Origin of the sequence: Bradyrhizobium sp. AS23.2, assembly GCF_001908185.1 — a bacterium.
Classification (GTDB): Bacteria; Pseudomonadota; Alphaproteobacteria; order Rhizobiales; family Xanthobacteraceae; genus Bradyrhizobium.
In genome coordinates, this window is record NZ_LGHM01000178.1 from 40,112 (window position 1) to 63,762 (window position 23,651).

Sequence of the window (23,651 nt, forward strand, 5' to 3'; positions counted from 1 at the left end):
CTCTCCGGAGCCCGCCATAATGTCCGTCGCGCCCACTGCCACGCAGTCCACCGCCACCGAAACCGACCCCAAAACCCTCGGCTGGATGCGCGGTTTCCCTCCAGCTCCCGACCGCACCATCACCTTCCAGAACGGCTCGTTCCGCAGCTTCCCCGAGTTGCGCTGGGCCTGGAGCAACATCCGCCAGCTCGTGCCGACCGTGAACGTCTGGCGCGGGGCAGGGCCTGCGTCGGCGCTGCCGCGGGAAGTTCACGACATCGGCGCGGTGGCTTCGACCACGATGGACGGCCGGCCCATGACGTTCGCGAAGATGCTGGAGGAGACCTATGCCGACGGCATCGCCGTGCTGCATCGGGGCAAGCTGATCTACGAGCGCTATTTCGGCGCGTTGAAGCCGCACAAGCCGCATATCGGGATGTCGGTGACGAAGTCGTTCACCGGCACGCTCGCCGGCATTTTGGTCGCGGAGGGCAAGATCGACCCGCAGGCGCCGATCGCGGAGTATGTGCCGGAACTGAAGGCCAGCGCGTTCGGTGATGCGCGCGTGCACGAGGTCATGGATATGACCACGGGGCTCGCCTACACCGAGGTCTATACCGACAGGAATTCCGATGTGTGGGGGCTGCGGCGGGCGAACGGCATGGCTCCGATCCCGCCGGGCTATGAAGGCGCGACCACGATTTTCGATTTCCTCGTTGCGCAAAAGAAGCAGGGCGAGCACGGCAAGGCCTTCGCCTACAAGACCGTCAATTCCGACGTGCTGGCCTGGATCATCAGGCGCGCGAGCGGCATGACGCTGTCAGAGCTTCTCTCCGAGCGGATCTGGACGCCCATGGGCGCGGAGGAGGATGCGCATTATCACGTCGATCGCATCGGCACCGAGAGCGGCGGTGGCGGCCTGTCCACCACGCTTCGCGATCTCGCCCGCTTCGGCGAGACCATGCGCAACCACGGCCGCTTCAACGGCCGCCAGATCGTGCCTTCCTCCGTCGTCGAGGACATCGCGCGCGGCGGCGATCCCGAAAAATTCAAGCCGGCCGGCTACACCACGCTGCCAGGGGCCTCCTACCGCAATCAATGGTGGGTCACGCACAATGCGCACGGCGCCTACATGGCGCGCGGCGTTCATGGCCAGGGCATCTATATCGATCCCAAGGCCGAGATGGTGATCGCGCGCTACGCCTCGCATCCGATCGCCGGCAACGCCGCCAACGACCCCGTGACGCTGCCTGCCTACATGGCGCTGGCGAAGGAATTGATGGCCGGCGGGTAGGGCAGGTTGCGTTGCAGGATGGGTAGAGCGAAGCGAAACCCATCGTCGCTCCCCCCACACTCGCCACTACGCGGACGAGGTTTTCTGCCTGACCCGTGCCTCGTCCCAGCGTGTTTCATGGAGTTCTCATGGCACAAAACATCTACGACAATCCCGACTTCTTTTCCGGCTATAGCCAGCTTCCCAGGCAAGTCCATGGCCTCTCCGGCGCTCCCGAATGGCAGGCGATACGCGCTTTGCTTCCTGAGCTCGCCGACAAACGGATCGTCGACCTTGGTTGTGGTTTCGGTTGGGCTTCTCGCTGGATGCGCGAACAAGGCGCGACATCCGTTCTCGGGATCGATCTGTCCGAGAACATGATCTCTCGCGCACAAGAGATCACAAGTGACAATGCAATCACGTACCGAACTGCAGATATCGAAACGCTTGAGTTGCCTGAAGCAGCTTTCGATCTCGCTTACAGCGCCCTGACATTCCATTATATCAACGACTTTCAGCGACTCGTTCACATGGTTCATCGGTCGCTCGTGCCCGGAGCCGAATTTGTCTTTACCATCGAGCACCCGATTTTCATGGCGGCCGCCCACCCGCGATGGTTCGAAGATGAGGATGGCCGGAAGACTTGGCCTGTAAACCGCTACGCTGTTGAGGGCGAGCGCCGGACTGACTGGTTTGTAAAGGGAGTGGTCAAGTATCACAGGACTGTTGGCACGACGCTCAACGCGCTGATCCGTGCCGGATTTACAATCAAGTCCGTTGAAGAGTTCGCGCCGTCGCTGGAGCAGATCAGAAACAACCCAGCTTTGGAAGAAGAACTTGAGAGGCCTATGATGCTTCTCATATCCTCACAACGGTAGCACATCGGCTTTCTGTCTGATGGTGTTGAACGTGAGTAGCTTGTAGAATGGGTGGAGCGAAGCGCAGCCCGTCCTCGCTCCTTCAGAAAGCCCGATGGGTTTCGCTTCGCTCTACCCATCCTACGTGTTCCGCGTGCTCGCGTCCTTCCACGCCAAACCGCAAGATCGGCCGAGCAAATCATGGCCATCCGCGACTAACTAAAGCTGCCACGGAGGAGGGACGATGAAGGCGGCGCTTCAAAACTATCAGGCCCGGATGCGGCGAGTGCTGGACTATATCGACCGGCATCTCGACGATGATCTGGACCTCGAAACGTTGAGCGGTGTTGCGGCCTTCTCGAAATTTCATTTCCACCGGCAGTTCACGGCGACCTTCGGGCTGTCAGTGCATCGCTATGTCCAGCTTGCTCGTATGAAGCGCGCTTCGCATCAGCTGGCCTATATGGACGCCCTGGGCGTCACTGACATCGCGATGGATGCCGGTTACGATGCACCGGATGCCTTCGCCCGCGCCTTTCGGCAACGATTCGGGCAATCGCCGTCGTCGTTCCGGAAATCTCCCGACTGGGAGCCGTGGCTTGCGGCCTTCGGGCCTTTCGACAACGCGAGGAGCAAGCTCATGCAGACAATCTTTACCAGTGACGACGTGACGATCCGCGATGTGCCCACGAGGCCGGTGGCGATCATGGAGCACCGGGGCGACCCGGCGACGCTTCGTACCACCATCCAGCGGTTCATCGCATGGCGCAAGGCCGCAGGCCTGCACCCCAAGACAAATCCGACCTTCAATGTCTGGCGTTCCGAGCGGCGTCCTTCCTCGCCTGCCGATTATAGCGTGGACCTTTGCGTCGGGACCGACCAACCGATTGAGGCGAACGGCGAAGAGATCAAGGCCGGCGAGATCCCCGGCGGACGCTGCGCCGTGCTGCGCGTCGTCGGCTACACCGACAATCTGGAGCCCGCCGCGCTCTACCTTTATCGCGACTGGCTTCCGGCCAGCGGCGAGGAAGCGCGCGACTTCCCGATTTATTGCCAGCGGCTGAGCTTCTTTCCGGAGGTGCCGGAGCACGAGACGGTCGCGGAGCTCTTTCTGCCGCTGAAATAGCGTCTTCGGAGTTCCAGGGCCCCGCGACATCATCGCACGTGTATAAGACTTGACTTATATTAGTGTGGATCGATATTTGTCCTTGCGCTCAACGACAAGGAGAAACGCAATGGAGATCGACGTCGCCAGGGTCCTGGGGCTTGTTACGCGTTCGGTGAAGAATTTTGAGAAAGACGGGAAAGCTGCCAGCGCGGTGACGCTGACGCGACTTTACGACACTGATGTCGACGATCTCTGGGACGCGGTGACCAGCAAGCAACGCATTCCGCGCTGGTTCTTGCCGGTCGAGGGAGACCTCCAGCTCGGCGGAAGGTACCAGCTCAAGGGGAATGCGGGCGGCACCATCACGGCGTGTACGCCGCGGACCCATTTTGCAGCGACGTGGGAATTCGGCGGCGCGATGAGCTGGATCGACGTCAAGCTGACAGCAGAACGAAGCCAGGCGCGTTTGACGCTGGAGCACACCGCGATCATCGAGGATCATTGGAATCAGTTCGGTCCAGGCGCGGTGGGGATCGGTTGGGACCTCGCCATTGCGGGACTTGAGCGATATGTTGCGACAGGGGCAGCGGTCGACCACGAGACGGCTGAGGCATGGATGGGCTCTCCTGCGGGCAAGGAATTCATGACGGCAAGTGGCGAGCATTGGCGCGCGGCGCACGTCGCGAGCGGGGTCGATCCTGACACGGCGAAGCAGCGCTCGGACCGCACCATCGCTTTCTATCGCGGCGAGATGCCGCCTGACATCGCGCATCCGGGCACAGGAAGCTGATGCACGCCTTCGAGGTCCTTGCCGATCCCGTGCGCCGTCGCATCCTCGAGCTGCTCTCGCCCGGAGAAATGGCGTCTGGTGAGGTCGTCGAGGCGATCGGGGCCGAGTTCGGGATCACGCAGGCCGCAGTGTCGCAGCACCTCAAGGTGCTGCGCGAGAGCGGCTTTGCAACGGTTCGCGCGGAGGCGCAAAGACGACTCTATTCGGTCGATGTCGCGGGGCTTCGCGCGGTGGATGCGTGGATCGGTCAGTTCAGGACCTTCTGGGAGCCGAAGCTGGACGCGCTGGCGACGGAGATCGCGCGCGGCAAACGAGAGCGTCGTAACGCTCCAATGACCAAACGGAGCGGGAAGAGGGCCTGAGGGCATTGCGACAAAGTGGCGCGCCCGCTTGATCGCGACTTGCTGGAGATCGATGATCCGGTTGTCGCCACGTTCCAGTTCAATTGACTGATCATCGCGGATTGGGCCGCCTTGTGTCGGGACAGAGATTGGTGTCGTGTTCCGAATTGTTGCTTACGTTCGATTTTGTTGCTGTTTTTTGGGAGGCAAATTTGTTTCGTATGATTGCAATGTCCGTCCTGTTGCTGGGCTCCGTCGAATCACAAGCATTGGCACAAGACTGCCGACAATTGCCGGAGGGGCAGGCACGGCGCGATTGTGTCATGAAAAATCCCGCCGGTGCCGCCAAGCTCCAGCGCTGCGAGGCAGAGGGTCGAAAGATGGGGTTGTCCAATCAATATAATGCGGGGGCTGGCGGACTACGTCCGTATGTGATGGCGTGCATGAAGCGGTGATCGAAGAGCGCGTGTAGTGGCGCGCGCTTCGGTGCCTGCCGCGCGCCGTACCCTGGTGCTTGAAGTCGGGCGGGTGCTTCGCTAACCGGCCTCACGAACTTCGCGACATCTTCTCGTACTTCTTCACCAGCCGCTCTCGCTTCAGCCGCGACAGCCGCTGGATCCAGAACATGCCGTCGAGCTGGTCGATCTCGTGCTGGTGGCAGACGGCGCGCAAGCCGTCCGACTCCTCGATTCGCATGTTGCCGTAGAGATCCCAGTAGTTGATCCGCACACGCGCGTGGCGCTGCACCTCGTCGTTGACGCCGGGCATCGAGACGCTGCCTTCGCGGTGCATGATCATCTCGGGTGACGCCCATTCGATCTCCGGATTGACGTAGGTCTGCACGCCCTCCCTGGTGTCGAGCTCGAGCACGACGACGCGCAGGGGCACGCCGATATGCGGCGCCGTGATGCCGATGCCGGGCGCGGCGCGCATCGTATCGAGCAGGTCTGCCGCTAGCTCGCGCAGTGCGTCGTCGAACACGGTGACGGGCCGTGCCGGGATCGCGAGGCGGCGGTCGGGGTACCGGACAATAGGGCGAACGGTCATGAGCTGTGGGCGTCTTTCGCGTGATGCGATCGCGTTGGCGGGATGATGACATGGTGCCGGTGTTTTGCCCGACGAGTCAAATCGCGGCTTGATATCGCAAGTCTTTGGCATCGCAAGTCTCTGGCATCGTAAGTCCTTAATCCCGCAGGGGCCGGCTACTGTGCATGGGGCTTTTCGACATTCTTGTTCGAGCAACTCCGAATTTGCGCTGCATCGGCGCGTGGCATAACAATGCCGCCAACAACAAGAGTCGAGAGCGGAGGAAATACTTCATGCGCGGAATCGCAATCGCACTGGCCGCGACCATCGCAGCGGCGACGCCGGCCGCGGCCGACTACATCGTCAAGGAGGTCGGCAGCTTCCACATCGGCGGACACACCGAAACGCTGAGCGGACTTCCTTCGAAGGAGATCGTGTTCTCGCCTGGCGCCCCGCCGATCAAGGTCGATCCGAACGGCGAGTTCGAGGTCGAGCAAATGTACGTCCAGTTCGTCAAGCAGGCAGCGCCGAAGTCAAAATTGCCGCTGCTGCTCTGGCACGGCGGCGGCCTTTCGGGTGTCACGTGGGAGACCAAGCCCGACGGCAAGCCGGGCTGGCAGCAGTACTTCCTGAATGCGGGCTATGACGTCTACGTCTCGGATGCGGTCGAACGCGGCCGCGCCTCCTGGGCGCGCTATCCGGAGATATTCAAGAGCGAGCCGTTCTTCCGGCCGAAGAAGGAGGCGTGGGAGCTGTTCCGGATCGGGCCGAGCTACGAGGTCGGCGGCAAGCGCGAGGCGTTCGAGGGCGAGCAGTTTCCGATCGAGGCGTTCGACCAGTTCGCCAAGCAGGGCATTCCGCGCTGGGCAACGAATGACGCTGCCACGCAAAAAGCCTATGACGCGCTGGTGCAGAAGGTGTGCCCGTGCATCGTCCTGGTCCACAGCCAGGGCGGCAATTTCGGTTTCACCGCCGCGCTCAACGCGCCGGACAAGGTCAAGGCGCTGATCACCGTCGAGCCATCAGGAGCGCCCGATCCTACGAAGGTCGACGCCGCGAAACTCAAGGGCGTGCCGCATCTGATCGTGTGGGGCGATTTCCTCGATCGCGCGCCGGTCTGGTCGAAACTCGTGGTCAATCCGACCAAGTGGGGGCAGGCGATCGCTGCGGCGGGCGGCAGGGTCGATACGTTCGAGCTCCCCAAGATGGGGATCAAGGGCAACACCCACATGATGATGATGGACCGCAACTCGGACGACATCGCCAGGCTGATCAATGACTGGATCGACAAGCAGGGCCTCGCCAATTAGAGCGTTTTCGAGCGAAGTGGATACCGGTTCGCGTAAAGAAAACGCGTCAAAACTAGAATCCAGAGCCCCGTTCCGATGCCATCGGAACGGAAAAGGCTCTAGGCGATCGCCGGCGTGTTGCCCGGCGGCAGGCGCATCAGGTTGACGCCGAAATCCGACAAGCCGCCGGCATTGCCGAGCCGCTTGCGGATGCGCTCGGCGCAAGGGGCGTTGAACGGAGCAGGAAAGCCGGAACCATTGCGGGCCGGGACGGCAGCGATGTCGATTTTTGGCATTTCCCGGAATTCACCGTGTCGATGGCACTGCGCAGCTGAGCCCATCCGCGATTGCGGCGCGTCGTCGAGCGCAGTTGCGGGCTTTGCCGTGGATGAGATCAGGATCGGGTGGATGATGACATTGTGCTGGTGTTTTGCCCGACGAGTCAAATCGCGGCTTGGTATCGCAAGTCTTTGGCATCGCAAGTCTCTGGCATCGCAAAATACTGGTATCGTAAGTCATTGATCCCACAGGCACCGGCTACTTTGCATGGGGTTGTTTTCGACATTTTTGCTGGCAAGTCACAAAAGGGTGTCGCAAGAAATGACGTGACCCTGTCGGCCGGCGCCGTTCCCATTCGTCTTCCACCCAGACAGACCTGACGGGAGACCAAAATGAACTCCTCCAACTATCGCTGGGTGATCGTCGCCGCGGGCGGCCTGCTTGGCTGCGTCGCGATCGGCGGCATGTTCTCGCTGCCGGTGTTTTTGCGGCCGATCGCCACGGACACCGGCTGGTCGGTGACCGGCATCTCCAGCGCGATGACGATCGGCTTTCTGGCGATGGCCTTCACCAGCATGGCCTGGGGTACGCTGACCGACAGGTTCGGGCCCCGGCCGGTGGTGCTGACGGGATCGACGGTGCTGGCCCTCAGCCTGTTCGCCGCGAGCCATGCGACATCGCTTCTGGTGTTCCAGTTCGTGTTCGGCCTTTTGGTCGGCGCCTCCTGCGCGGCGATCTTCGCGCCGATGATGGCGACGGTCACCGGCTGGTTCGACACCCATCGCAGCCTTGCGGTGTCGTTGGTGTCGGCCGGCATGGGCATGGCGCCGATGACGATGTCGCCATTCGCGGCCTGGCTGGTCTCCAATCACGATTGGCGTACCTCGATGCAGATCGTGGCGCTGGTGGTCGGGGCCATCATGATCCCGGTGTCGCTGCTGGTGCGCCGTCCGCCCGCGCTCGCGCACGCCGTGGCCGCGCCGTCGGGCGAGGGGGCCGCGCAGGCCGAGATGTCGATGGCCGAGGCCCTGCGCTCGCCGCAATTCCTGATCCTGCTCGCGACCAACTTCTTCTGCTGTGCCACCCATTCCGGCCCGATCATCCACACCGTCAGCTATGCCGTGAGCTGCGGCATTCCGCTGATCGCGGCGGTGACGATCTACAGCGTCGAGGGTTTTGCCGGTATGGGCGGCCGCATCGCCTTCGGCCTGATGGGCGATCGCTTCGGCGCCAAGCGCGTGCTGGTTTCGGGCCTGCTGTTGCAGGCATTCGGCGCGCTCGCCTATGTCTTCGCGCATCAGCTTGCGACGTTCTACGCGGTCGGGGCCATCTTCGGCTTCATCTATGCCGGCACCATGCCGCTCTATGCGGTGCTCGCCCGCGAGAACTTCCCGCTGCGCATGATGGGCACGGTGATCGGCGGCACCGCGATGGCCGGCAGCCTCGGCATGGCGACCGGGCCGCTCGCCGGCGGCCTGATCTACGATGCGTTCTCCAGCTACGCCTGGCTCTATATCGGCTCCTGGGCGATGGGCCTCGGTGCCTTCCTGATGGCGATGATGTTCAGGCCGTTCGCAAAGCCGCAAGGCGAGGTGGCGCCGGCGACAGCGTGATGGTGCGCGGCCCTTACCGGATCTGCTTCTCGAAGAATAGATCCGGGTAGGGATCGTCGTTGAAGCGGGGGATCTCGGTCCAGCCTGTCGTGCGATAGAGCTGGCCGGCTTCGGGCAGCGCGCTGTTGGTGTCGAGCCGCAGCAGCGTGATGCCAAGTTCGCGCGCCGCATCCTCGGCCGCGTCCATCAGGCGCCGGCCGAGGCGCAATCCGCGCGCGGCGGGAGCGACCCAGAGCCGCTTGATCTCGGCGTAGCCGTGATCCGTTCCCTTCAGCCCGACACAGCCGATCGGCAACGTGTCCGACATCGCGACGATGAACGTCCCGCGCGGGCGGCGCATGTCCTTGGCATCGGGATCGCGCGACAGCGAGACATCAAAACCCTGCTTGAAGCGGCGGCCGAGCTCGGCGTAGTACTCGCCAAGGCAATGGCGGGCCTCCTCGCATCGTGGATTCATCTCCTCCAGCGCGACGCGATCGCGCGTCAATGCCGAGGCAATCATGTCCATCGCCGCCAGCAGCGCATCACGCTGCGCATGCTGCTCAAGGAAGCTCTCGGCCTGAGCATTCGACAGCGCTTCGTACGCCGCGAATTCGCGCCGGCCCGCGCGTGTCAACTTTGCCACGCGGCGCCGCGCGTCGTCGGCATGTGCACTGGTCTCTATCAGCCCTTCGTCCTCGAGGCTGCGCAATAGCCGGCTCATCAGCCCGGAATCGAGGGCGAGATAGTCGCGGATCTCGGCCACGTCCGAACGCCCGTGCCCGATCGCATTGAGCACGCGCGCCGCCCCCAGCGGCCGGCCGCGCCCGAGGAACGAGGTGTCGAGCGCGCCGACGGCGGAGGTGACGGCGCGGTTGAAGCGACGGACGCGGGAGACGGGATCGAGCATAATGCCTGACCGTAGTCAGATATTATAGGCAGTCAATAGGACTTCCTCACGTCGCCAGCGTCAGCAGCGGCTTCTCCTTGGCGACGATGTAGGTCGCAAGCTCGCTCGTGGTGTCCTGGCCCACGTTCTTCGCCGCATGCACTGTCCCGGCCGGAACGAACAGCACGTCGCCTGCCTTTAGTGTCACCGGCGGCTTGCCTTCGACGTCGTATTCGATGGCGCCCGCCAGCACGTAGATGATCTCTGTGGTCGCTCGATTGTCCGCGCCGCGCGGCACCGGCCGACGTCGGCCGGTTCGCGTCGCGCAGTTTCAGACGAGGGTGGTGGTCACCTCGATGTTGCCGTGCACCGCCTTGGAGTAGGGGCAGACGCCGTGCGCCGCCTCGATCAGCTCTTGTGCAACCGCCCGGTCGACACCGGGGACGCTGACGTCGAGCCGAGCGCGGAGAAAGAATTCTCCATTGGCGTTGTTCAGGTCGATCGCGGTGTCGACCGACGGCTCGCTCGGCAGCTTGACCTTGCGCTGGGCGGCGGCGAGCCCGAGCGCGCCGAGGTAGCAGGCCGACCAGGCGGCGGCGAAGAGGTTTTCGGCGGCCGGGTGCGGCTGGGCCAGCTTGATGTCGACAGAGCCGTCGCTGGAGCGCGCGGCGCCGTCAGGGCCGGAGGTGACGTGCGTCTTGCCGGTGAAGAGGACCTTTGCAGCGGAAGTCACGGTCGCATCCTTTGTTATATCGTGTCCGATTTAATCGGATGCGTGTTAAATAAACCCAGCGGTCCAGCCAGTCAAGCTCTTCCGATTTAATCGGATGCGATTTATATTTCGGGCAAGATCACGAATTGCGGAGGTTCTCGTGGCCCGTAACCCCAAGCCTGCCGACAAAGGCCGAAAACTGTCTAATTTTCTGTGCTTTGCGATCTATTCGGCCAATCTCGCCTTCGGCCGCGCCTATAAGCCGCTGCTGGACAAGGTCGGGCTGACCTACACCCAATACATCGCCCTGGTGGCGCTCTCGGACGAGGACGAGCAGACCGTCAGCGCGCTCGGCGAAAAGCTGTTTCTGGAATCCAACACGCTGACGCCCATCCTCAAGAAGCTCGAGCAGACGGGGTACATCAAGCGCCACCGCGATCCCGCCGACGAGCGGCAGGTGCGGTTGAGTCTGACTCCGGCGGGGCGAAAGCTGATCGAACAGGATCTCGGCGAGTCCCTGATCGAGGCGACCGGCCTCGGCGATGATTTTCCGGTGGTGCAGAAGACGGTGAGCCGCTTGCGCGACAATCTGCTCCGCAGCGCCAGGACGGGAGAGGAGAAGTCTTGAGGCGCGAGGCGTCAGCGCGCTTGCGGTTAGTCCAACCCCAGCGCCTTGCGCGATTTGCGCGTGAGCTTTGCGGCGATCAGCGCGTGGGCCTGCGCCAGATAGGCCGTGAGCTCCGCATCGGGTAACGCGTTGTTGCTGACGAGCTGCACCCATTTGGCCCGCGCAAGATAAGGCGCCGGTCGCGCGAGGCCGTGCTCGATCAGCATCGCATAGGCCAAGTTCGAGACCTTGAACATGTAGCCGCCGGAACGCGCGGCAAAGCCGCCGCCGAGCGCGAACATCTTGCCGCCGACCTTGAACACGGAGGTGCCCTCCCACTGCACCACCTTGGTGACGGCGGGCAGGTGCAGGCAGCGTGTTTCGAATGTCTTGGGTGTCATGGGTTCGGAATCGAGAGGTGGGACAGGGGCGCGCCGCTGTGGCAGCATGCATCTTCCAACCAGGGATGAAATGCTATGTCGCGAGTTTCGATCCTTCTCCAGCTCGAAACCGGGCAGGGCGTCCCCCACAGCGAACCCGCCGAGTGAGCGGAGGCCGGCCGCGCCGGTCTTCCCTGCGCCCTCTTTCATGAGGGTGAGGCAACGAAGCAAAGCTCGGGCGAAACAAGCCGCGAGGATGCGAGGGTATGTCTGATGTGAAACAAGGTCTCGTGCCCCGGACGCTGCGCAGCACGAAGTGATGCGCTGCAGAGCCGGGGCCCATGCAGCAGCGATCGCCGTGGCATCCTGGGTCCCGGCTCTGCGCAGCAACGCCAAGAGCGTTGCAGCGCGTCCGGGACACGAGAGCGGCGAATGCCGTGGCCCGCGCTCCGTCCTTGCGAGCGCAGCGAAGCAATCGAGAAATGTATCCGCGGAAAGATTCTCGATTGTTCCGCCACGCTCGCAATGACGATCTTGGAGCGGGCGCGCGCCGCATTGTGAGTTGTGCCGGAGCCGCGGACGGCTACCATGCGGCCGCTCCTGCGCAACACGGGAGCCGGCACAGCAAGCGGAGGCGACATGAGCGGGCAGGAACGCAAAGTGAAGGGATCGGACCTGTTCGTCGCGGCGCTGGAGAACGAAGGCGTCGACCGCATCTTCGGTATCCCCGGCGAGGAAAATCTCGACCTCGTCGAATCGCTCCGCACCTCCAAGATCGAGCTGGTCCTGACCCGTCACGAGCAGGCCGCCGCGTTCATGGCCGCAACGCACGGTCGGCTGACCGGCAAGCCCGGTGTTTGTCTTTCGACGCTCGGCCCCGGCGCGCTCAACCTGTCCACGGGGGCTGCCTATGCGCATCTCGGCGCGATGCCGATGATCCTGATCACCGGCCAGAAACCGATCATGAGCAGCCGGCAGGCGCGCTTCCAGATCGTGGACGTGGTCGCGACCATGAAGCCGCTGACGAAATTGTCACGGCAGATCGTCAGCGCCTCCAGCATTCCAACGGTGGTGCGCGATGCGTTTCGCGTGGCGATGGAGGAGCGGCCGGGACCGGTGCATCTCGAACTGCCCGAGGACATCGCGGGCGATGAAGTACCGGCCGTCCCTGTGATCCAAACTCATCCGATTGAAATTCCCGTCGCCCATCGCGCTGCGCTGGACCGCGCCGCCGAGATGATCCTGGCCGCAAAACGTCCGTTGGTGATGATGGGCGCTGCGACGAGCCGGCCGCGGTCCACCCACGGAATCGCCAGCTTCGTGCGGCGGACCGGCATTCCGTTTTTCACGACGCAGATGGGGAAGGGCACCGTTCCCGGCGGAACCAATCTCTATATGGGCACCGCCGCGCTGTCCGAGCGCGACTACGTCCATGACGCGATCGACGCCGCCGATCTGATCCTCGCGATCGGTCACGATCCCGTCGAGAAGCCACCGTTCATCATGGGACCGTCGGGTCCGAAGGTCATCCACGTCAGCTACACGCCGGCCAGTGTCGAGCAGGTTTATTTTCCCGACGCTGAGGTCGTCGGCGATGTCGGCCCGAGCCTGGAATTGCTCGCTGACCGCGTCGAAGGCAAGCTGCCGCAGGCCGCGGCACTGTTGCCATTGCGCGAAGAAATCCTCGGTCATATCGCCGACCGCGCGACCGAGGCGCGCTGGCCGCCGACACCGCAGCGCGTTGTGCACGACATCCGGCAGGTGATGCCGGAGAACGGCATCGTCGCGCTCGACAACGGCATGTACAAGATCTGGTTCGCGCGCAACTACCGCACCCGCGTCGCCAACACGCTGCTGCTCGACAATGCGCTGGCGACGATGGGCGCGGGCCTGCCGTCGGCGATGATGGCCGCGATGCTCTATCCCGACCGCCGCGTGCTCGCGGTCGCCGGCGACGGCGGCTTCATGATGAACAGCCAGGAGATGGAAACGGCCGTCCGCCTCAAGCTCAACCTGGTCGTGCTGGTGCTCGAGGACAACGCCTACGGAATGATCCGCTGGAAGCAGGCCGTCGATCACTTCGCCGATTTCGGCATGACCTTTGGCAATCCTGACTTTGTCCTCTATGCGAAGGCCTATGGCGCAAAAGGGCAGCGCATCGAAAGCATCGACAGTTTCGGCCCGATGCTCGATGCGGCCTTCAAGGAGGGCGGGGTGCACCTCGTGTCGATCCCGATCGACTATTCGGAAAACGTAAGGGTGCTCGTCGACGAGCTGCGGGCGCGGGAGAAGGCAAAGGCGTGACGTGGTCGATACTCTCGCCACACCCGTCATTGCGAGGAGCCACCCGGTCCCGCCTTCGGCGGGCCGGATGACAGGCTCCGCGACGAAGCAATCCAGAGTCTTTCCACGGATACAGTCTGGATTTCTTCGCGGAGCCTGTCATCGGGCCGCGCTTCGCGCGGACCCGGTGGCTCGCAATGACGGTGTTGAAACAGTGGTGCGTCGAAACCGCGATCTCGTGCCCCCGGACGCAACGCAGCGTCTCTTCTGCGGTGTGCTGCAGAGCCGGGGCCCATGCATCAACGAACTCTGTGGCGTTCTGGGTCCCGGCTCTGCGCAGCAACGCCAAGAGCGTTGCAGCGCGTCCGGGACACGAGAGGAACAACCAGACTTGTGTCGCGGTCACCGATCACCGACACTCTCAATCATCCAACCAACGACAGGAATAAGACATGACTCGCGTTCGCTGTATCACCGAGATGGGCATGGGCGTCGACGTTCACGGCAAGGACGCCACCAAGGCGGCGAAGCGCGCGGTGTCGGATGCGATCAGGCATTCGAGCCTCGGTTTCTTCCGAATGATCGGGAAGACCGCAAACGACATGTTCGTCGATGTCACGATCGCGGTGCCTAATCCCGAGGCGGTCGACAAGGAAGCCGTCGCCAAGGAGCTGCCTTACGGCACGGTGACCGTCAATGCGGTGAAGGGCGGGCTGGAGATTCCATCGGCCGTGGAACAGGGCAACGACCCCATCCTCATCGCCAATGCCGCCGTCATCGTCAGCTTCGACAAGGACTAGGGGCCGGTGTCCGATAGCGATTTAACGCTGCTGGATCGTCCGATCTGGAGTGCGCTCACGACCCGCCAGAGGCATCTGGCGGAGGGCGGCCCACAGGCGTTGCGCTATCCCGTGGCGATGACGCCGTTTGCCGACATGGCCGACATGTCGGCGGCGAGCTTTGCAGCGCTCGGTGATCTCCTGTCGGGTTCGCAGGTCGCGGCGCTGTTCACGCCGGAGCCGGTCGATGTCCCCGCCGGCTTCAAGGTTGTGATCGCCGGGCCCTGCGAGCAGATGATTGGCTCGCCCGCCGACAGCCCGCTTCGCGATGCCGAGATCGTCACGTTGGGTGCCGCCGACGTTCCCGCCATGATGGCGCTGACCGCACTGACGAAGCCCGGTCCATTCGCACTACGGACGCATGAGCTCGGCACTTTCCTCGGCATCCGCGCCGGCGGCCAATTGGTTGCGATGGCCGGCGAGCGGATGAAGCCGGGTCATTTCACCGAAATGACGGCCGTCTGCGTGCACCCCGACCATCGTGGGCGCGGCTACGCGCAGGCGCTGCTCGCGGCAATCGCGCGCCAGATCGAGGCGCGCGGCGAAATTCCGTTCCTGCACGTGCTTTCCAACAATGCCTCGGCCATCGCGCTGTACCAGCGGCAGGGAATGACAATTCGCCGATGCCTGCACGTCACCGCATTGATGAAGCAGGGGTGAGGACGGGCTTCATATCCGGCGAATTCGCGCTATATCATCTCCAACCACAATCGGGGGAGACACATGGACGCCAGGACAACGAATTTTTCCGCCGCACGGACGGCGATGCAGCGCTATGTCGATCAGGAGATCATTCCGGGCGTGTCCTGGGCGGTGCTGCGCGGGCGCGAGGTGGTCGACCAGCAATGCGTCGGCTTCGCCGACCGCGAGGCGAACACCGCACTCCGTCCCGACCACATCTTTCGCGCGTTTTCCAACACCAAGATCTTCGTCACTTGCTCGATCATGCTGCTGGTCGAGGAAGGCCGCATCGGGCTTGATGACGTCGTCGAAAAATTCCTGCCGCAGCTCGGCAACCGCAAGGTCTTGAAGCAGGGCGCGGCGAGCCTTGCCGATGTCGAGCCGGCGCAGGGCCCGATCACGATCCGTCAGCTCCTGACCCATACCTCCGGGCTCAGCTACGGCATCTTCGATCCCGGCACGGTGCTGTTTAAGGGCTACAACGAGGCGCGCGTGCTCAATCCGCTGACGCCGCTGACCGACATGATCGACAAGCTCGCCGATCTGCCGCTGTCCTATCATCCCGGCACGTCCTGGGAATATTCGGTGGCGACCGACGTGCTCGGCCGCGTCGTGGAGGTCGTCTCGGGCAAATCCCTCGATGCGTTCCTCAAGGAGCGGATCTTTGATCGGCTCGGCATGACGGATACCGGCTTTTACGTGCCGGAGGCGCAGCAGGACAGGCTCGTTGCGCACTATACCGGCGCCGACGTGCTCGATCCAATGAAGCCGGGCCTCACGCGCGCCGACAATCTGCCTTTTCCGCAGGCCTATCGCCGGCCGTTCCCGCGCCTGTCGGGCGGCGGCGGTCTGGTTTCGACCTTGCCAGACATGCTCGCACTGGTGCGCGCCTTGGTGCCCGGCTCGGATGCGCTGCTGAAGCCGGACACGTTGCGGCAGATGATGACGAACCAGTTGCCCGCAGGCCAGACCATCCGCTTCGCCAATCTCGGGCCGATGCCCGGCAAGGGTTTTGGCCTTGGCGGCGCCGTGACCTTTGCGCCGACGCCCTTCGACCCCGCAAATTCGATCGGCGAATTCCAGTGGGGTGGGCTCGCTGGCACCCATTGGTGGATCTGTCCGCAGGCCAATACCGCCGGCGTGCTGATGGCCCAGCGCCACATGGGTTTCTGGAATCCGTTCTTCTTCGAGTTCAAGCGTCTGGCCTATCAGGCCGTCGGAGGCTGACCGCGAAAAAATTGTTGGCCGCCGCGAATCCTTTCGGGTCTTCGCGCCCTCTTGATGGTCGAGGCATTTTGCTTCGGCTCATCTCGGAGGATGTGATGGCGTTCTACAGGAAGAATATCGGCGGCCTGCATCAGGCGGTGCGGATCGCCGCTGGAGTAGCGGCGGCGGTCGCGGCATTCGTCTATTTCAGCGGCGCCACGGCGTGGCTTGTCGCGCTCGGCGGCGCAGGCTTCGCGCTGACGGGGCTCGTCGGCTATTGCCCGATGTGCGCGATGGCCGGGATCGGGCGAGGGGGTCTGTCGTGAGCGCGGCTGCGATCTCGCCAAACCTGTTCGAGGCCGCGCGGCTTGGCGATCCCCAGGCGATTGCCGCGCTGCTCGAGACGGCGCAGCCGGATATCCGCCGCTACGCACGCGCGACCTGCCGCAGCTCGGCGGATGCCGAGGACGCGACACAGGAGGTGATGTGGATTCTGTTCCGGCATGTCGGCACGATCCGCTCACTGCTGGCGTTTTCGGCCTGGCTGTTCAGCGTGGTCCGCCGCGAATGTTTGCGGCTCGCCCACAAGGCTGGTCTCGTGCCAGCGATCGACGAGAGTGAGGCGGAAGCGCTGCTGCTGTCGCGCCCCGAGGTCGATTTGCGGCTCGACGTGGCCGCGGCCTTCGAGGCGCTGCCGCCGCATTATCGCGATGTCGCGCTGATGCGCGACGTCAAGGAAATGACCATCGACGAAATCGCCGCCGCGCTCGGTGCGTCCAGGCAGACCGTGAAGGCACGCCTGCACCGCGCCCGCGCCCTGATGCGCGAATATCTGACGAGATGAGATATGACAGAATATCAGAACCCTGACGACCTGAAGTCGATTCCAGATTTCGTGGCGCTGGCTCCGATCGAAGCCCACGCGTTCCTGGCGTTCAATCACGCGGTGGAGCGCAAGGACGGATTGATCCCGCCAAAATATCGCGAGCTGATCTCGCTTGCGGTGGCGCTCACAACGCAATGCGCTTATTGCCTCGACGTGCATACAGCGCAGGCGGCGGAAGCTGGCGCGACGCGCGAGGAGGTGGCGGAGGCTGCCTTGATCGCGGCGGCGGTACGCGCCGGTGGCACGCTGGGCCATGCGCTATTGGCACAACGCCTGTTCGAACGACATCGAGGTGAGGGAGAAAATTAGGTGATGCAAGCGGGAGGTCATGCCTCCCGCCTGCTGTTTGCGTTAGTCCTTCCAGGGATCGAATTCGCCTTCGCCGGCCATGGCGACGGCGAACGGCCGCAGCGTGTGCAGCACTCGCACGGTGCCGGCGTGCTGCGCGAGCACGTCGGGCAGGCGGCGATAGGCCATCGGGCTCTCATCGAGGTCGGCGCCGATCAGGGTGACGCCACGCTCCTTGAGCCAGCGGTCCATCTCCGCGCGCGAGAAGCGCCGCTTCGCCTCCTTGCGTCCGAACAGACGGCCGGCGCCGTGCACGGTCGAGTAGAGCGAAGCCTTGGCCTCCGGACTATCGACGCCTTCGAGGATGACGGCGTCGTCGCCCATCGAGCCGCCGACGAATCCCTTCTGGCCAGGAAACGCCGGCGTCGCGCCCTTGCGCACCACCCACAGATCCTTCCCGTCGTGGGTCTCACGCCAGGCATAGTTGTGGTGGTTGTGCACGCTCTCGGTCACGCTGCCGCCGATAATTTGGCGGACGCGTTCGACGACCCACTCGCGGCCCGCATAGGCGTAACGCCCGGCGAGCTGCATCGCCGCGATGTAGCGGTGGCCGAGCTCGGAGTCCTCGTCGACCACGGCGGGCGGGACGTTCATGCCGTCCTTGCCGCCGGCGGCCTTGAGGTAACGCGTCGCGGAGGTGTGCCCGAGACCGCGGCTTCCGAAATGGACGCCGATCCAGACATAACCCTCCTCGTCGCGCATGAGGTCGACGTAGTGGTTGCCCGACCCGACCGTGCCGAGCTGGGCCACCGCCTTCGGACGGTAGGCCTCCATGTCGCTCTCGCGCCAGGCTTCGCCGTCGTCGAACAGTTCGTGTTCGACCCGCTCGGCATTGGCACGGCCAACACCGAAGGAAATCACCTTGGCGACGTCGCGGATGATCGTGGGAACGATCGCCGCGATCTCGTCGAAGCGCGTGTCGAGCCGCGCGGCCATGTTGCCGCAACCGATGTCGAAGCCGACGCCGGAGATGCTGATCTGCTTCTCATAGGCGATGACCCCGCCGACTGGCTGGGCGTAACCGAGATGGCCGTCGGCGCAGATCACGCCGGACACCACATTGCCGACCGTCATGCAGTTGCGCATCTGCGCCACCGTCGCATCCTCGTGCGGGCCGAAGATCTTCAGCGGCGCATTCTGGAAGCGGGCCTCCTGCGGGCGCAGGTTCGCGATCGCGCTCGCGGCCGCATTGGCCTCGCGGGCAAGATGCTCCTTGTACGCAGCGTCCCGGTACGAGCACCAGGCCGGCTGACCGCGTCCTTCGCCGACGCGCGAGTCGGGATCGACGCCGGCGGCGAGGCAGAGCTCGCGGGCGCGTTCCATGTAGGGATCGGATCGTCGCATGATCTTGTGTCCTGCTTTGCGTTCCGCACGCATCATAGCCGGGGCGGGCGGATCATTTCAGATATTTCGCTGGCCCGGGCGCGAGTCTCGCGTCCAGGGCCGTTGTCGTTGCGCATCAGTTCAATGCCGTCTCGGACGCTGCGATCCACGCGACCACGGCCTCAGAGAAGCCGTTGACGCGGGTCCAGGCGCCGTGGCCGACACCGTGGAATGGAAGCGGGTGCCGGGGAACAGACGAGTGCTGAACCGCCCTTGCGGGCTTGGACGCCGCTCCATCCACTGAGCTACGGACTTGCGTCCGGGAGGATTCGAACCTCCGACCACGAAGTAACAGCGCTCTTCACCACCGGCGGTGGGGATCAAAACGACACGATCCGGGAACAGGCGATTGCTGTGACCCGGCGAGCCGAAGCTTGCCGGAAAGCGCTCTGGCCATTGAGCTACAGCGCGAGCCCCGGGATCCGGGTCTCCCGTTCCGGCCATGGCCGGGATGTTCGAATGGGCCGCGCGGCGGGCAACAAAAAACCCTCCGGAGCGGCAGGCTCGGGAGGGTCCGTGAGAAGCGGACTGTCGATCTTGCGGTCAGGCAAGATCGCTCCCATGAGCCGGGCATGAGCGGTCGAATAGCTTCGAGCTATTCGGTATGCGGGCAATTCCTTCGTAGCGGTGCAGCATCGCGCGGTTCATGTTGTCTCTGTCGCAAACGGAAGTGTTCGCGAGGGCGCGGGACATACGCCCGCAACTTGCGGATGTCAAGCGACGCGCGCGCGAAGACGACAAATGACGGATGCATGATGTGCCAAACTACCTCGGTCTCGACGGATTTCGTTTCGGCTGGGTCGCGGCCTGGATCGACGATCGCGGAGATCATGGATTCGATTATTCACCCGGTCTCACACGCTTGCTCGCGATGCCGCATGCGCGCGCAATGATCGACATGCCGATCGGATTGAACGCGAGTGGCTACCGAACGTGCGACTTGCGCGCACGCGAGCTGGTCGGCCCTGCCGTGTTTCTCGGTGCGCGCCGTGATCTCTGGACATTTCCCGGCATGGCGACGGCCAATCGTCACTACTGGGAGCACGAAGGCGAGGGCAGGGGTGTCTCGGCGCAGCTCTGGAATATCAGGGACAAGATCAGGGACGTCGACGAGATCATGACGCCGGCACGGCAAGCGATTGTCGGCGAAGCGCATCCGGAATTGATTTTCTGGAATCTGGCAGGGCGTGTCCGACTTGCGAAGAAGATATCGGCGGAAGGCCGCGAGCAGCGCATCGCGCTGCTCGCGCAACGCGGCTTCACGCGTCTGCCGAGATGGCTGACGCAGCGTCACGGCACGGGCATTGGCCGCGACGATCTGATCGATGCCTGCGCTTGCGCCGTCGCGGCGCGCGACAGCACGGAGCGCGTCGGCGGGGAGGAGATCGATCCGCGCGGGCTGCGGATGGAGATCAACTATTGAGGCTGCCGGCCGGCCGGTTATCGGTCGGGATAAATCGGCAATTTCTTTAACACATATAGGAACTGCCGGCGGTCGGCCTGCGTTCACCGTGCAAACCGATGACAGAGAAGTCCGCACGATGAATGATGCCAGTCAACTCGCGACCGCGATGCTCGCGCTCGTTTTCACCGGAGCATTGCTCGTCACCGGGCAGCTCTTCATCGAGCAGCGCGCGCAGCACGATGCGGTCTACGCCACCAGTCAATTGCTGCGGCCATTGTGACCCGGTTTCGCCGTGGGAAATTGTCGTAACGACTGCCCGGCCTTGCGCCATGCTCCGGCTCGCCTAGAGTAGGCGGCATTCCACGCATGAAGCCGGGGTTCCGATGTCCGATCTTTCCTCCTTTGCCATCACCAAGCGCTGGCCTGCCAAACACCCCGATCTGCTTCAGCTTTATTCATTGCCGACGCCGAACGGCGTCAAGGTTTCGATCATGCTGGAGGAAATCGGGCTTCCCTACGAGGTTCACCTCGTCGACTTCGGCAAGGACGATCAGAAGACGCCGGAATTCATTTCGCTCAATCCGAACGGCAAGATTCCGGCGATCCTCGATCCCAACGGTCCCGGCGGCAGGCCGCTGCCGCTGTTTGAGTCCGGGGCGATCCTGCAATATCTCGCGGAGAAGACCGGCAAGCTTCTGCCGGAGGACGCCGCGCGCCGCTACCAGACCATCGCGTGGGTGCATTTCCAGATGGGCGGCATCGGGCCGATGTTCGGCCAGGTCGGATTCTTCCACAAATTCGCCGGCAGGGATTTTGAGGACAAGCGGCCGCTCGAGCGCTACGTGGGCGAGTCCAAGCGCCTGCTCGGTGTGATGGAGACGCATCTTTCCGGCCGGCAATGGTTCATGGATGACGACTACACCATCGCCGATATCTCGATGCTCGGCTGGGTGCGCAACCTCATCGGCTTCTACGGCGCCGGCGATCTCGTCGAGTTCAGCCAGTTCAAGTCGGTCGCCGCCTGGCTCGAACGCGGGCTGGCGCGCCCCGCCGTGCAGCGCGGGCTGAACATTCCGAAACGGCCGTGAGCTAGCTCAGCGCTTTGTGAGCCATGTACTCGTGCGCCGCTAGAATAGCCGCCCGCCGTTCGGCACCTGCTTGCTGGGCTGGACCAGCACGACCTTGCCATCGGCGTCGGGGAAGCCGAGCGTCAGCACCTCCGACACAACCGGCCCGATCTGGCGCGGCGGGAAATTGACGACAGCTGCGACCTGTTGTCCCACCAGCGTCTCGAGCGGATGATTTTCGGTGATCTGCGCCGAGCTCTTGCGCACGCCGATCGCGGGGCCGAAGTCGATCCACAGCCGCCAGGCCGGCTTGCGCGCTTCCGGGAACGGCTTGGCATCGACGATGGTGCCGACTCGGATATCGACCGCGAGGAAGGTATTGAAGTCGATGGTGGGCGACGCAGCCGCGGCGGGATCGTGGGTGACGTGCATAGAATGTCCGTTCGGAGAGTAGCTTCGTTCGCAATATTGTCGCGCGAAGCGGAGTTTCGTACAACGCCGCAGCCGAAGCATCACGCATGCGCGAGGAACGTCTTGCCCAACATCATCTACGGCATCAAGAACTGCGACACCATGAAGAAGGCGCGGGCCTGGCTTGACGCCCATGGCGTCGCCTACGCGTTTCACGACTACAAGTCGGTGGGCGTGGAGAAGGACAAGCTCAAGCTGTGGAGCGACAAGCTCGGTTGGGAGACGCTGCTCAATCGCGCCGGCACGACCTTCAAGAAGCTGCCCGACGCCGACAAGGAAGGTCTCACCGAAAAGAAGGCTTTGGCGCTGATGCTGGCGCAACCATCGATGATCAAGCGTCCGGTGCTGGAAGTCGGTGGCAAGCTCCTGGTCGGCTTCAAGCCGGACATCTATGCCAAGGAAGTCGGCGCCAAATCGCGCTGAGCGCTAGTTCAGCTCGATGATCTTGGTGGTGACGCCGGCCGGATCCGCGAACTCGACCAGTTCGGCGGCGGCGATACGGCCGGGGGCGCGGTGAAAGAGGTCGCGGTCGATCACCGCGCGCAGTTTGGGGCGCGGCAGCGCGTCATTTCGGCGCATCAGATTCTTGATCTCGAAACCGCCGTCCTCGCAGAAGGCCTTGAGCGAGGCGATGATGTGACAGACGTTTCCGTCGGTCTGGAACGGCAGCAGCAGGCGTTCATAGGCAACGACACGACCGTAGATGTCGTCGACGTCGGCCACGCTGTAAACCGGAAGCCCGCGCGCCACGCATTCGTAATAGACCGGCATCACGAAGGGTGCGAGTCGCGGTCCTATATAGTCGTCGAGCAGAACGCCCTTGCCGGTATGTCCATAGGCGCGCGAGATGCGTGTGCCTTCGCTCTGGATGGTCAGGCGCGGCGTCGGTGTCGAAATATCCACGGTATAGTAGATGAGGTCGGAGAGCTCTTCCTCGAGACGCGCGGGCTGATACTCCCAGATCGCCGGTGCGAGTTGCTGGCGCGCATAAAGTCGCAGCCACGTGTTCAGGAGGTCACGCTGCCTGATCGACTTGACGACGGAAGGAGCGGCGCTTGCGAGATCCAAAACAATATTCCCGGCAGATCGAAACCCGCGCATGATCCGTGCTTCGGGAAAATTTTCTATGAAGGCTGGCGCGCGGGACAAAAGACCGCTAACGACGGCTTGATGACCGGTGCCTTCGCGAACCGGGAGGCCGGGCAGGCGCGACATCAAAACACTTCCGACTAAGGGAGCATAAGTCTCCCGGCCGGAGGCCTGACCTGCTCAGCTTTCCGCCTTGCCTAACCCCCGTCACCTCCGGCATATTCCGCGCCCGGAGGCGGCGTTCCGGGACGGGCTCCAAGGCCTCCGGAAAGCCGAAGTAAACTATGGACAGCCACGCGCGGTGCGCGGGCAGGGGGAAATCTGTTTGGCCGATGAGTTCATTCTCGAAACGGAAGGCTTGACCAAGGAGTTCGCGGGCTTCTTCGCTGTCCGCGACGTTGCGCTCAAGGTTCGCCGTGGGAGCATCCACGCGTTGATCGGCCCGAACGGCGCCGGCAAGACGACGTGCTTCAATCTGTTGACCAAGTTCCTGAAACCGTCCGCCGGGAAAATCCTGTACAAGGGACAGGACATCACCGCGATGGCCCCGGCCGACGTGGCGCGCATGGGGCTGGTGCGTTCGTTCCAGATTTCAGCGGTATTTCCGCATCTCACCGCGTTGGAAAACGTCCGTGTCGCGCTGCAGCGCCAGCACGGCAGCTCCTTCGATTTCTGGCGCTCCAAGTCGGTGCTCAACCGCTTCAACAACCGTGCGCTGGAGCTGTTGAACGATGTCGGCCTCAGCGAGTTTGCCACTACGCCGGCGGTCGAGATGCCCTATGGGCGCAAGCGCGCACTGGAGATCGCAACCACGCTCGCGCTCGACCCGGAGATGATGCTGCTGGACGAGCCGATGGCCGGCATGGGCCAT

The 23,651-nt window shown here is 63.5% G+C and carries 29 protein-coding genes and 2 pseudogenes; 21 read left to right on the forward strand and 10 right to left on the reverse strand.

Going from position 1 to position 23,651, the window contains the following annotated elements; all coding sequences use genetic code 11:
* Positions 1-19 precede the first annotated feature (19 nt).
* The 6 genes from AC630_RS33930 to AC630_RS33955 all read left to right on the forward strand — a co-directional run bounded on the left by AC630_RS33930 (position 20) and on the right by AC630_RS33955 (position 4,803).
* Positions 20-1,273 carry a serine hydrolase domain-containing protein gene (locus AC630_RS33930; protein WP_074122799.1) on the forward strand — a complete coding sequence of 418 codons (1,254 nt, stop codon included), beginning with the start codon at positions 20-22 and terminating at the stop codon, positions 1,271-1,273.
* Positions 1,274-1,401: 128 nt separating this feature from the next.
* Positions 1,402-2,130, forward strand: coding sequence for a class I SAM-dependent methyltransferase (locus tag AC630_RS33935; protein WP_074122775.1), 729 nt, complete (start codon positions 1,402-1,404; stop codon positions 2,128-2,130).
* A gap of 223 nt (positions 2,131-2,353) precedes the next feature.
* Positions 2,354-3,235 carry an AraC family transcriptional regulator gene (locus AC630_RS33940; protein WP_074122776.1) on the forward strand — a complete coding sequence of 294 codons (882 nt, stop codon included), beginning with the start codon at positions 2,354-2,356 and terminating at the stop codon, positions 3,233-3,235.
* 109 nt (positions 3,236-3,344) lie between these two features.
* Positions 3,345-4,007: an SRPBCC family protein gene (locus tag AC630_RS33945; protein WP_074122777.1), complete on the forward strand. Its 663-nt coding sequence runs from the start codon at positions 3,345-3,347 to the stop codon at positions 4,005-4,007.
* Positions 4,007-4,369, forward strand: a complete 363-nt coding sequence (locus AC630_RS33950; RefSeq protein ID WP_074122778.1) for an ArsR/SmtB family transcription factor — start codon at positions 4,007-4,009, stop codon at positions 4,367-4,369. The genes AC630_RS33945 and AC630_RS33950 overlap by 1 nt, the downstream gene beginning before the upstream one ends.
* 146 nt (positions 4,370-4,515) lie before the next feature.
* Positions 4,516-4,803, forward strand: coding sequence for a hypothetical protein (locus AC630_RS33955; RefSeq protein WP_143198520.1), 288 nt, complete (start codon positions 4,516-4,518; stop codon positions 4,801-4,803).
* Positions 4,804-4,894: 91 nt separating this feature from the next.
* On the opposite strand, the gene AC630_RS33960 is transcribed toward AC630_RS33955, so the two are convergent.
* Positions 4,895-5,395 (reverse strand): peptide deformylase, encoded by a 501-nt coding sequence (locus AC630_RS33960; protein WP_074122780.1) that lies wholly within the window; start codon positions 5,393-5,395, stop codon positions 4,895-4,897.
* A gap of 272 nt (positions 5,396-5,667) precedes the next feature.
* Between AC630_RS33960 and AC630_RS33965 the strand changes: the two genes are divergently transcribed.
* Positions 5,668-6,684: an alpha/beta hydrolase gene (locus tag AC630_RS33965; RefSeq protein WP_074122800.1), complete on the forward strand. Its 1,017-nt coding sequence runs from the start codon at positions 5,668-5,670 to the stop codon at positions 6,682-6,684.
* A 116-nt stretch (positions 6,685-6,800) separates the two neighbouring features.
* Here the strand turns inward: AC630_RS33965 and AC630_RS33970 are convergent.
* Positions 6,801-6,959: pseudogene (locus tag AC630_RS33970) on the reverse strand (cupin domain-containing protein); the annotation flags it as partial.
* Between the two features lie 108 nt (positions 6,960-7,067).
* On the opposite strand from AC630_RS33970, the gene AC630_RS44555 reads away from it, so the two are divergent.
* Both AC630_RS44555 and AC630_RS33975 read left to right on the forward strand, forming a co-directional pair.
* Positions 7,068-7,322 carry a hypothetical protein gene (locus AC630_RS44555; RefSeq protein ID WP_143198521.1) on the forward strand — a complete coding sequence of 85 codons (255 nt, stop codon included), beginning with the start codon at positions 7,068-7,070 and terminating at the stop codon, positions 7,320-7,322.
* 12 nt (positions 7,323-7,334) lie between these two features.
* Complete coding sequence (locus AC630_RS33975) at positions 7,335-8,555, forward strand: MFS transporter (protein ID WP_074122781.1); 1,221 nt, start codon at positions 7,335-7,337, stop codon at positions 8,553-8,555.
* A gap of 13 nt (positions 8,556-8,568) precedes the next feature.
* Here the strand turns inward: AC630_RS33975 and AC630_RS33980 are convergent, their stop codons facing one another.
* From AC630_RS33980 to AC630_RS33990, 3 genes and pseudogenes are all read right to left on the reverse strand, one after another.
* Entirely contained in the window at positions 8,569-9,444 is an 876-nt protein-coding gene (locus AC630_RS33980) for a helix-turn-helix domain-containing GNAT family N-acetyltransferase (RefSeq protein ID WP_074122782.1), read from the reverse strand.
* Between the two features lie 46 nt (positions 9,445-9,490).
* Positions 9,491-9,688, reverse strand: a pseudogene (locus AC630_RS33985) (cupin domain-containing protein); the annotation flags it as partial.
* Positions 9,689-9,754: 66 nt separating this feature from the next.
* On the reverse strand, positions 9,755-10,156 hold the full coding sequence (locus AC630_RS33990) for an Ohr family peroxiredoxin (RefSeq protein WP_074122783.1): 402 nt from the start codon (positions 10,154-10,156) through the stop codon (positions 9,755-9,757).
* 139 nt (positions 10,157-10,295) lie between these two features.
* On the opposite strand from AC630_RS33990, the gene AC630_RS33995 reads away from it, so the two are divergent.
* On the forward strand, positions 10,296-10,763 hold the full coding sequence (locus AC630_RS33995) for a MarR family winged helix-turn-helix transcriptional regulator (protein ID WP_074122784.1): 468 nt from the start codon (positions 10,296-10,298) through the stop codon (positions 10,761-10,763).
* Positions 10,764-10,789: 26 nt separating this feature from the next.
* Here the strand turns inward: AC630_RS33995 and AC630_RS34000 are convergent, their stop codons facing one another.
* Positions 10,790-11,143 carry an MmcQ/YjbR family DNA-binding protein gene (locus AC630_RS34000; protein WP_074122785.1) on the reverse strand — a complete coding sequence of 118 codons (354 nt, stop codon included), beginning with the start codon at positions 11,141-11,143 and terminating at the stop codon, positions 10,790-10,792.
* A 618-nt stretch (positions 11,144-11,761) separates the two neighbouring features.
* On the opposite strand from AC630_RS34000, the gene AC630_RS34005 reads away from it, so the two are divergent.
* The 7 genes from AC630_RS34005 (at position 11,762) to AC630_RS34035 (ending at position 17,326) form a co-directional block, all read left to right on the forward strand.
* Positions 11,762-13,426, forward strand: a complete 1,665-nt coding sequence (locus AC630_RS34005; protein WP_074122801.1) for an acetolactate synthase large subunit — start codon at positions 11,762-11,764, stop codon at positions 13,424-13,426.
* A 431-nt stretch (positions 13,427-13,857) separates the two neighbouring features.
* Entirely contained in the window at positions 13,858-14,205 is a 348-nt protein-coding gene (locus AC630_RS34010; RefSeq protein ID WP_074122786.1) for a Lin0512 family protein, read from the forward strand.
* Positions 14,206-14,211: 6 nt separating this feature from the next.
* Positions 14,212-14,904, forward strand: a complete 693-nt coding sequence (locus AC630_RS34015) for a GNAT family N-acetyltransferase (RefSeq protein WP_074122787.1) — start codon at positions 14,212-14,214, stop codon at positions 14,902-14,904.
* Between the two features lie 63 nt (positions 14,905-14,967).
* The gene (locus AC630_RS34020; protein ID WP_143198523.1) at positions 14,968-16,152 is read left to right on the forward strand and encodes a serine hydrolase domain-containing protein; all 1,185 of its coding nucleotides are present in this window, start codon (positions 14,968-14,970) and stop codon (positions 16,150-16,152) included.
* Positions 16,153-16,247: 95 nt separating this feature from the next.
* A complete protein-coding gene (locus tag AC630_RS34025) occupies positions 16,248-16,457 on the forward strand; it encodes a YgaP family membrane protein (protein ID WP_074122789.1) in 210 nt (69 codons plus the stop codon).
* Positions 16,454-16,975 (forward strand): RNA polymerase sigma factor, encoded by a 522-nt coding sequence (locus AC630_RS34030; protein WP_074122790.1) that lies wholly within the window; start codon positions 16,454-16,456, stop codon positions 16,973-16,975. Before AC630_RS34025 ends, AC630_RS34030 begins: the two co-directional genes overlap by 4 nt.
* Before the next feature lie 3 nt (positions 16,976-16,978).
* Positions 16,979-17,326, forward strand: a complete 348-nt coding sequence (locus tag AC630_RS34035) for a carboxymuconolactone decarboxylase family protein (protein WP_074122791.1) — start codon at positions 16,979-16,981, stop codon at positions 17,324-17,326.
* A gap of 42 nt (positions 17,327-17,368) precedes the next feature.
* On the opposite strand, the gene AC630_RS34040 is transcribed toward AC630_RS34035, so the two are convergent.
* Positions 17,369-18,709, reverse strand: a complete 1,341-nt coding sequence (locus AC630_RS34040) for an RtcB family protein (protein ID WP_074122802.1) — start codon at positions 18,707-18,709, stop codon at positions 17,369-17,371.
* A gap of 796 nt (positions 18,710-19,505) precedes the next feature.
* Between AC630_RS34040 and AC630_RS34045 the strand changes: the two genes are divergently transcribed.
* Positions 19,506-20,171, forward strand: a complete 666-nt coding sequence (locus AC630_RS34045; RefSeq protein WP_074122803.1) for a DUF429 domain-containing protein — start codon at positions 19,506-19,508, stop codon at positions 20,169-20,171.
* 46 nt (positions 20,172-20,217) lie between these two features.
* Here AC630_RS34045 and AC630_RS45855 read toward each other — a convergent pair whose 3' ends face one another.
* On the reverse strand, positions 20,218-20,484 hold the full coding sequence (locus tag AC630_RS45855) for a hypothetical protein (RefSeq protein WP_167561332.1): 267 nt from the start codon (positions 20,482-20,484) through the stop codon (positions 20,218-20,220).
* 52 nt (positions 20,485-20,536) lie between these two features.
* Between AC630_RS45855 and AC630_RS34050 the strand changes: the two genes are divergently transcribed.
* Positions 20,537-21,241, forward strand: coding sequence for a glutathione S-transferase family protein (locus tag AC630_RS34050; protein ID WP_074122792.1), 705 nt, complete (start codon positions 20,537-20,539; stop codon positions 21,239-21,241).
* Positions 21,242-21,280: 39 nt separating this feature from the next.
* On the opposite strand, the gene AC630_RS34055 is transcribed toward AC630_RS34050, so the two are convergent.
* Positions 21,281-21,652 (reverse strand): tRNA-binding protein, encoded by a 372-nt coding sequence (locus AC630_RS34055; RefSeq protein ID WP_074122793.1) that lies wholly within the window; start codon positions 21,650-21,652, stop codon positions 21,281-21,283.
* A 102-nt stretch (positions 21,653-21,754) separates the two neighbouring features.
* On the opposite strand from AC630_RS34055, the gene AC630_RS34060 reads away from it, so the two are divergent.
* The gene (locus AC630_RS34060; protein WP_074122804.1) at positions 21,755-22,114 is read left to right on the forward strand and encodes an ArsC family reductase; all 360 of its coding nucleotides are present in this window, start codon (positions 21,755-21,757) and stop codon (positions 22,112-22,114) included.
* 3 nt (positions 22,115-22,117) lie between these two features.
* Here AC630_RS34060 and AC630_RS34065 read toward each other — a convergent pair whose 3' ends face one another.
* Entirely contained in the window at positions 22,118-22,792 is a 675-nt protein-coding gene (locus AC630_RS34065; RefSeq protein WP_074122794.1) for a hypothetical protein, read from the reverse strand.
* A gap of 313 nt (positions 22,793-23,105) precedes the next feature.
* On the opposite strand from AC630_RS34065, the gene AC630_RS34070 reads away from it, so the two are divergent.
* Positions 23,106-23,651: ABC transporter ATP-binding protein (locus AC630_RS34070; RefSeq protein WP_074122795.1), on the forward strand; the 546-nt coding region annotated here is incomplete at its 3' end.

Bases quoted from the DNA above. Each gene is read 5' to 3' on its own strand.
- AC630_RS33930 (WP_074122799.1), top strand. From the start codon at position 20: ATGTCCGTCGCGCCCACTGCCACGCAGTCCACCGCCACCGAAACCGAC.
- AC630_RS33935 (WP_074122775.1), top strand. From the start codon at position 1,402: ATGGCACAAAACATCTACGACAATCCCGACTTCTTTTCCGGCTATAGC.
- AC630_RS33940 (WP_074122776.1), top strand. From the start codon at position 2,354: ATGAAGGCGGCGCTTCAAAACTATCAGGCCCGGATGCGGCGAGTGCTG.
- AC630_RS33945 (WP_074122777.1), top strand. From the start codon at position 3,345: ATGGAGATCGACGTCGCCAGGGTCCTGGGGCTTGTTACGCGTTCGGTG.
- AC630_RS33950 (WP_074122778.1), top strand. From the start codon at position 4,007: ATGCACGCCTTCGAGGTCCTTGCCGATCCCGTGCGCCGTCGCATCCTC.
- AC630_RS33960 (WP_074122780.1), bottom strand. From the start codon at position 5,395: ATGACCGTTCGCCCTATTGTCCGGTACCCCGACCGCCGCCTCGCGATC.
- AC630_RS33965 (WP_074122800.1), top strand. From the start codon at position 5,668: ATGCGCGGAATCGCAATCGCACTGGCCGCGACCATCGCAGCGGCGACG.
- AC630_RS33975 (WP_074122781.1), top strand. From the start codon at position 7,335: ATGAACTCCTCCAACTATCGCTGGGTGATCGTCGCCGCGGGCGGCCTG.
- AC630_RS33980 (WP_074122782.1), bottom strand. From the start codon at position 9,444: ATGCTCGATCCCGTCTCCCGCGTCCGTCGCTTCAACCGCGCCGTCACC.
- AC630_RS34000 (WP_074122785.1), bottom strand. From the start codon at position 11,143: ATGACACCCAAGACATTCGAAACACGCTGCCTGCACCTGCCCGCCGTC.
- AC630_RS34005 (WP_074122801.1), top strand. From the start codon at position 11,762: ATGAGCGGGCAGGAACGCAAAGTGAAGGGATCGGACCTGTTCGTCGCG.
- AC630_RS34010 (WP_074122786.1), top strand. From the start codon at position 13,858: ATGACTCGCGTTCGCTGTATCACCGAGATGGGCATGGGCGTCGACGTT.
- AC630_RS34020 (WP_143198523.1), top strand. From the start codon at position 14,968: ATGGACGCCAGGACAACGAATTTTTCCGCCGCACGGACGGCGATGCAG.
- AC630_RS34025 (WP_074122789.1), top strand. From the start codon at position 16,248: ATGGCGTTCTACAGGAAGAATATCGGCGGCCTGCATCAGGCGGTGCGG.
- AC630_RS34035 (WP_074122791.1), top strand. From the start codon at position 16,979: ATGACAGAATATCAGAACCCTGACGACCTGAAGTCGATTCCAGATTTC.
- AC630_RS34040 (WP_074122802.1), bottom strand. From the start codon at position 18,709: ATGCGACGATCCGATCCCTACATGGAACGCGCCCGCGAGCTCTGCCTC.
- AC630_RS45855 (WP_167561332.1), bottom strand. From the start codon at position 20,484: ATGGCGCAAGGCCGGGCAGTCGTTACGACAATTTCCCACGGCGAAACC.
- AC630_RS34050 (WP_074122792.1), top strand. From the start codon at position 20,537: ATGTCCGATCTTTCCTCCTTTGCCATCACCAAGCGCTGGCCTGCCAAA.
- AC630_RS34055 (WP_074122793.1), bottom strand. From the start codon at position 21,652: ATGCACGTCACCCACGATCCCGCCGCGGCTGCGTCGCCCACCATCGAC.
- AC630_RS34065 (WP_074122794.1), bottom strand. From the start codon at position 22,792: ATGCGCGGGTTTCGATCTGCCGGGAATATTGTTTTGGATCTCGCAAGC.